At 69.0% G+C, this 4,958-nt stretch carries 6 protein-coding genes; 1 reads left to right on the top strand and 5 read right to left on the bottom strand.

The annotated features are described in order from the left end of the window. Positions 1-20: 20 nt before the first annotated feature. On the top strand, positions 21-548 hold the full coding sequence (ppa, locus tag VHK87_RS17475) for an inorganic diphosphatase (RefSeq protein WP_329636169.1): 528 nt from the start codon (positions 21-23) through the stop codon (positions 546-548). Positions 549-613: 65 nt separating this feature from the next. Here ppa and trmB read toward each other — a convergent pair whose 3' ends face one another. The 5 genes from trmB to lnt all read right to left on the bottom strand — a co-directional run. After that, entirely contained in the window at positions 614-1,288 is a 675-nt protein-coding gene (gene trmB, locus VHK87_RS17470) for a tRNA (guanosine(46)-N7)-methyltransferase TrmB (protein ID WP_329636167.1), read from the bottom strand. Continuing rightward, complete coding sequence (locus tag VHK87_RS17465) at positions 1,285-2,232, bottom strand: ribose-phosphate pyrophosphokinase (RefSeq protein WP_329636166.1); 948 nt, start codon at positions 2,230-2,232, stop codon at positions 1,285-1,287. The genes trmB and VHK87_RS17465 overlap by 4 nt, the downstream gene beginning before the upstream one ends. A 121-nt stretch (positions 2,233-2,353) precedes the next feature. Then, complete coding sequence (gene metK / locus VHK87_RS17460; RefSeq protein WP_329636165.1) at positions 2,354-3,574, bottom strand: methionine adenosyltransferase; 1,221 nt, start codon at positions 3,572-3,574, stop codon at positions 2,354-2,356. 115 nt (positions 3,575-3,689) lie between these two features. Then, complete coding sequence (locus VHK87_RS17455; RefSeq protein ID WP_329636168.1) at positions 3,690-4,112, bottom strand: helix-turn-helix transcriptional regulator; 423 nt, start codon at positions 4,110-4,112, stop codon at positions 3,690-3,692. A gap of 55 nt (positions 4,113-4,167) precedes the next feature. Beyond that, the coding region (gene lnt / locus VHK87_RS17450) for an apolipoprotein N-acyltransferase (RefSeq protein ID WP_329636164.1) at positions 4,168-4,958 on the bottom strand (791 nt) is incomplete at its 5' end.

Below are 4,958 nucleotides of genomic sequence, written 5' to 3'. Positions count from 1 at the left end.
CCCAGTACAGGCACTCTCCCATGGACCTCTCCAAGATCCCCATCGGCGAAAACCCGCCATACGACGTCAACGCCATCATCGAGATCCCGCAGGGCGGCGAGCCGGTAAAGTACGAGCTGGACAAGGCCAGCGGCGCGATCTTCGTCGATCGCTTCCTGCACACGGCCATGTACTACCCGGGGAACTACGGCTTCATCCCGCACACCCTGGGCGACGACGGCGATCCGCTGGACATCCTGGTGGTGGGCCCGACGCCGGTGGTGCCCGGCGCGGTGATCCGCTGCCGGCCGGTGGGCGCGCTGATAATGACCGACGAGGCCGGCGGCGACGAGAAGGTGCTGGCGGTGCCGGTGGACCAGCTGCACCCGTTCTGGCGCGGCGTGGAGTCCTGGCGCTCGCTGCCGGTGATCCTCACCGAGCAGATCGCCCACTTCTTCAGCCACTACAAGGACCTGGAGAAGGGCAAGAGCGTCGAGGTCAGCCATTGGGCAGACCCGGACGAGACCTTCGACATGATCCGCCGCGCCATCGAGGCGGGGAAGAAATAAGCCGGTGACTGGTTACGGTGTCCCGTCGGGGCGGTTTGGACCGCTCGGTGGGACATCGTAACCTGTCACTTCCGCAGCAAATCCAGGAACACCGGCGCGCAGTCGCCGAGGCGCTTTTCCTCATAGCGGGTGGTGATGTGGTCGGCGGGGGGCGTGCGCCAGTCGTCGGCGCGCTCGGCCGGCCAGGCGAAGTGAGGGCTCTTCAGGAACCGCTCCAGGGTCCAATCGATGTAGTCCGCCCAGTCGCTGGCGAACCGCAAGGCCCCGCCGATCTTCAGCACCCGCGCCAGCTCCGCGATCACCTCGGGCTGCACCAGCCGCCGTTTGTTGTGGCGCGCCTTGGGCCAGGGATCGGGGAACAGAATGAACACGCGAGCCAGGCAGGCGTCCGGCAGCCGCTCCAGCAGGGCCCGGACGTCGCCGTCATGTATGCGCACGTTGGAGAGTTGCTGCTCGTCCACGTGCCGCACGGCGCTGGCGACCCCGTTCAGGAACGGCTCGGCGCCGAGGATCAGCACCTCGGGGCTGCGGGCGGCCTGGGCGGCCATGTGCTCGCCGCCGCCGAAGCCGATCTCCAGCCAGACCTCGGCCGCGTCGGGCTTCAGAGTCCGGGGGTCGAACGGCTCGATCGGCGCGCGGATCTGCGGCAGCAGGGTGTTCATCAGGGCCGCCTGCCGCGGCTTGATCGGCCGCGACTTCATCCGCCCATAGGAGCGCAGCGGCGGGTGGGACTCGCTCATGGGTCCGGCTGCAGCAGCACGCTGACGCTCTCGCCGTTGTGGATCCGCCGCATCGCCTCGGCCAGCGCCGGCGCCACCGACAGGATCCGCAGCTTGTCGGTCCGACGCTCGGGCGCGATCGGCGCGGTGTTGGTGCAGACGATCTCGATCACGTCGTCCATGCCGCCCAGCCGCTCCAGCGCCCCGGCCGCAAACAGGCCGTGGGTGCAGGCCACGCGGATGGAGCGGGCGCCGCGCTGCCGCAAGTGGTCCATCAACTCGACCACGGTGGTGCCCTTGGCGATCTCGTCGTCGAGCACGATGACGTCGCGGCCCTCGATCTCGCCGATGATCGATGAGATCACCACCTTGTCGTCGGAGAACCGCTGCTTGGCGCCGGCCGCCACGTCGGTCCGCAGCATGCGGGCGAAGGCGGCCGCCTCCTTGGCGTTGCCCAGGTCCGGCGAGACCACCACCGCGTTCGTCAGGTCGTAGCGCCGGAAGTAGGCGGCCAGCTCCTTCAGCGCGTGCAGGTGGTCGACCGGGATATTGAAGAAGCCGTGCACCTGCGGCGAGTGCAGGGTCATGGTCAGCACCCGGTTGGCGCCGGCCGTGACCAGCAGGTCGGCGACCAGACGCCCGCCGATGGAGATCCGCGGCGCGTCCTTCTTGTCCGAGCGCGAGTAGGCGAAGTGCGGGATCACCGCGGTGATCCGCGCGGCCGAGGCGCCGCGGGCCGCATCCAGCATCAGGAACAGCTCGACCAGGTGCTCCTGCACCGGCGAGACGATCGGCTGGATGAGGAAGACGTCCCGCTCGCGGCAGTTGGCCTGCAGTTGGACTTCCAGGCAGTCGTTGGCGAACCGCTTCACCCGCGAGGGCAGCAGCGGGACCTCCAGGTGCTCGCAGATCTCCGCGGCGAGCTCAGGGTGCGCCGTGCCGCTGAAGATCGCGATCTCGCTCATCTCTACCGCTCATCCCCGCGAAGGCGGGGACCCATCCTGTGTTGAGTCCAACTCGGGGCGCTGCTCAGGTTCCGCCTCCGCCTGGCCCCCGCCTTCGCGGGATGAACGGAGGGTCGGGCGCTCACGCCACCTTCTTCAGCTCTTCCACCAGGTCGGTGCGCTCCCACGAGAAGCCGCCCTCGTTGTCGGGGGTGCGGCCGAAATGGCCGTAGGCGGCGGTGCGGGCGTAGATCGGACGGTTGAGGCCCAGGTGCTCGCGGATCGCCCGGGGCGTGGCGCCGCCGATCAGCTCGGGCAGGATCTCCTCCAGCTTGCGGGGGTCGACTTCGCCGGTCTCGTGCAGGTCGACGTAGAAGCTGAGCGGCTGGGCGACGCCGATGGCGTAGCTGATCTGGATGGTGCACTTGCGCGCCAGGCCGGCGGCGACGACGTTCTTGGCCAGATACCGGCAGGCGTAGGCCGCCGAGCGGTCCACCTTGGTCGGGTCCTTGCCGGAGAAGGCGCCGCCGCCGTGCGGGGCCGCGCCGCCGTAGGTGTCGACGATGATCTTGCGGCCGGTGAGGCCCGCGTCCCCGTCCGGCCCGCCGATCTCGAAGCGGCCGGTGGGATTGACCAGCCACTTGGTCTTCTTGGTGATCAGCCCGTCTGGGAAGACGCCCTCGACGTAGGGCCGGATCAGGTCGTGGATCCGCTTGGGCGTGGCCAGCTGCATCCCGATGCGCTTCTTGTGCTGCGTCGAGACGACGATCTTCAGCACCTCGACCGGCTTGCCGTTCTCGTAGCGCAGGGTGACCTGGCTCTTGGCGTCGGGCTCCAGCTCCGAGCGCTCTCCCGAGCGGCGCACGTCGGCCAGGCGGCGCAGGATGTTGTGCGAGTACTGCAGCGTCGCCGGCATCAGCTCGGGCGTCTCGTCGCAGGCGTAGCCGAACATGATGCCCTGGTCGCCGGCGCCCTCGTCCTTCTCGCCGGCGGCGTCGACGCCCATGGCGATGTGGGCCGACTGCGGGTGCAGGAAGCAGGCGTACTTGGCCTTGGACCAGTGGAAGCCCTTCTGCTCGTAGCCGATCTCCTTCACCGCCTGGCGGATCTTGGGCTCGAGCGAGCGGACGATCTGCCGCGTCAGCTCCTTGTTCTCGGCCTTGCTGCCGCCGGGCTTGCCGGCCCGGACCTCGCCGGCCAGGACGATGCGGTTGGTGGTCACCAGGGTCTCGCAGGCCACGCGGGCCTCCGGCTCGGCCGCCAGGAAGGCGTCCACCACGGTGTCGCTGATGCGGTCGGCGACCTTGTCAGGGTGGCCTTCGGAGACGCTTTCGCTGGTGAAGATGTAGTCGGTGCGGCTCAAGACGTGGGTGCTCCCGGAGACGAGACGGGCCGCGCGAGTCAGCGCGCGCGAGCCAGGCGCGGGAGCCGTATAAAGACTTCCTTATGCGAAGCCAAGCGAGGCCCGCGCCGAGCCGTCAGCTTTCGCTGTCTTCCTCGCCTTCCTCGGCCATGGCGCGGACCAGGTCGAGGATGCGCCGGCGGACCCGGCCGCGGCGGATGCGCGGGAAGACGGCCGCCAGCTCCATGCCTTCCGGGGTCAGCAGGAAATCGTGCACCGAAGGCGCGACGTTGTTGGACTCGGCCGAGCCGGGATCGCCCAGCCCCTCGTAGAAGTAGGCGATGGAGGTGTTCAGCGCCCTGGCCATCTCATAGAGTTTGGAGGCCGAAACCCGGTTGGCGGCGCGCTCGTACTTCTGCACCTGCTGGAAGGTCAGGCCGATCTGGTCCGCAAGCTTTTCCTGGCTGACGCCAAGCTCCTTGCGGCGGAGTCGGATCCGCAACCCGACGTGACGGTCGATCGGGTTGGGCGAGCGCTCAAGGTCGAGTTCCTTGGCCATAACGGACATTAAAGCGCACCTTCGTTGGTGACGAAATGACGAAGCCAAAGCTCAGCTAACAGGTTCTACGGGGCCGCGCTAGAGCTGCCGCGAACGCCGATATCGCCAGCATTACCAATAAAGTGGCTTCGCCGAACCGGCTGTACACGGTGGGTTTCAGGGCCGCAGGCAGGCGCACGTCGATCACCCCGGCGCGCCTCAGCCCGAGCCGCTCGCCGGGGATCACGCGGCCGTGGGCGTCGATGGCGGCGGAGACGCCGGTAGGGGTCGAGCGCAGGATCGGCAGCCCTTCCTCGATGGCTCGGTAGCTGGCCAGGTTGAGGTGCTGGAGCGGGCCGCTGGTCATCCCGAACCACGCGTCGTTGGAGATGTTCAGGATCCAGGCCGGGCGCACGCCCGACCGGGCGGCGGCCCGCGCGGTGGCCCGCGGGAACAGGGCCTCGTAGCAGATCAGCGGCTGGACGGTCGGCAGCCCGGGGAGGGCCAGCGGGGCCGGCGGCTCGCCAGCGGTGAAGTCCTCTGGCATGTGCACCAGGCTGCGGATGCCCAGGCGCGTGGCGAGGTCGCCGAACGGCAGGTATTCGCCGAACGGGACCAGGGTGTGCTTGTCGTAGCGGCCTGCGACATACAGTCCGTCGGGCTCGCGCCGGAAGGCCACCAGGCTGTTGAAGTAGTCCCACTCCCCGCTCGGTTGCAGCTCCGCCGCGTTGGCGCCCATCAGCAGCACCTGGCCGGGCGCGAGGGCCTCGGTCAGCGCCGGCCCGTAGGGCGAAGCCGGCGACAGCAGGTCGTTGATCACCGCCGGCAGGGCCCCTTCGGGCCAGACGACCACCTGCGGGCGGACGG

Source organism: Phenylobacterium sp. (genome assembly GCF_036263695.1).
Classification (GTDB): domain Bacteria; phylum Pseudomonadota; class Alphaproteobacteria; order Caulobacterales; family Caulobacteraceae; genus Phenylobacterium.
This window is presented reverse-complemented; position numbering and strand designations above follow the sequence as displayed.

Excerpts from the sequence above, each read along its gene's own strand:
- VHK87_RS17455 (WP_329636168.1), bottom strand. The coding sequence starts at position 4,112 with ATGGCCAAGGAACTCGACCTTGAGCGCTCGCCCAACCCGATCGACCGT.
- trmB (WP_329636167.1), bottom strand. The coding sequence starts at position 1,288 with ATGAGCGAGTCCCACCCGCCGCTGCGCTCCTATGGGCGGATGAAGTCG.
- VHK87_RS17465 (WP_329636166.1), bottom strand. The coding sequence starts at position 2,232 with ATGAGCGAGATCGCGATCTTCAGCGGCACGGCGCACCCTGAGCTCGCC.
- ppa (WP_329636169.1), top strand. The coding sequence starts at position 21 with ATGGACCTCTCCAAGATCCCCATCGGCGAAAACCCGCCATACGACGTC.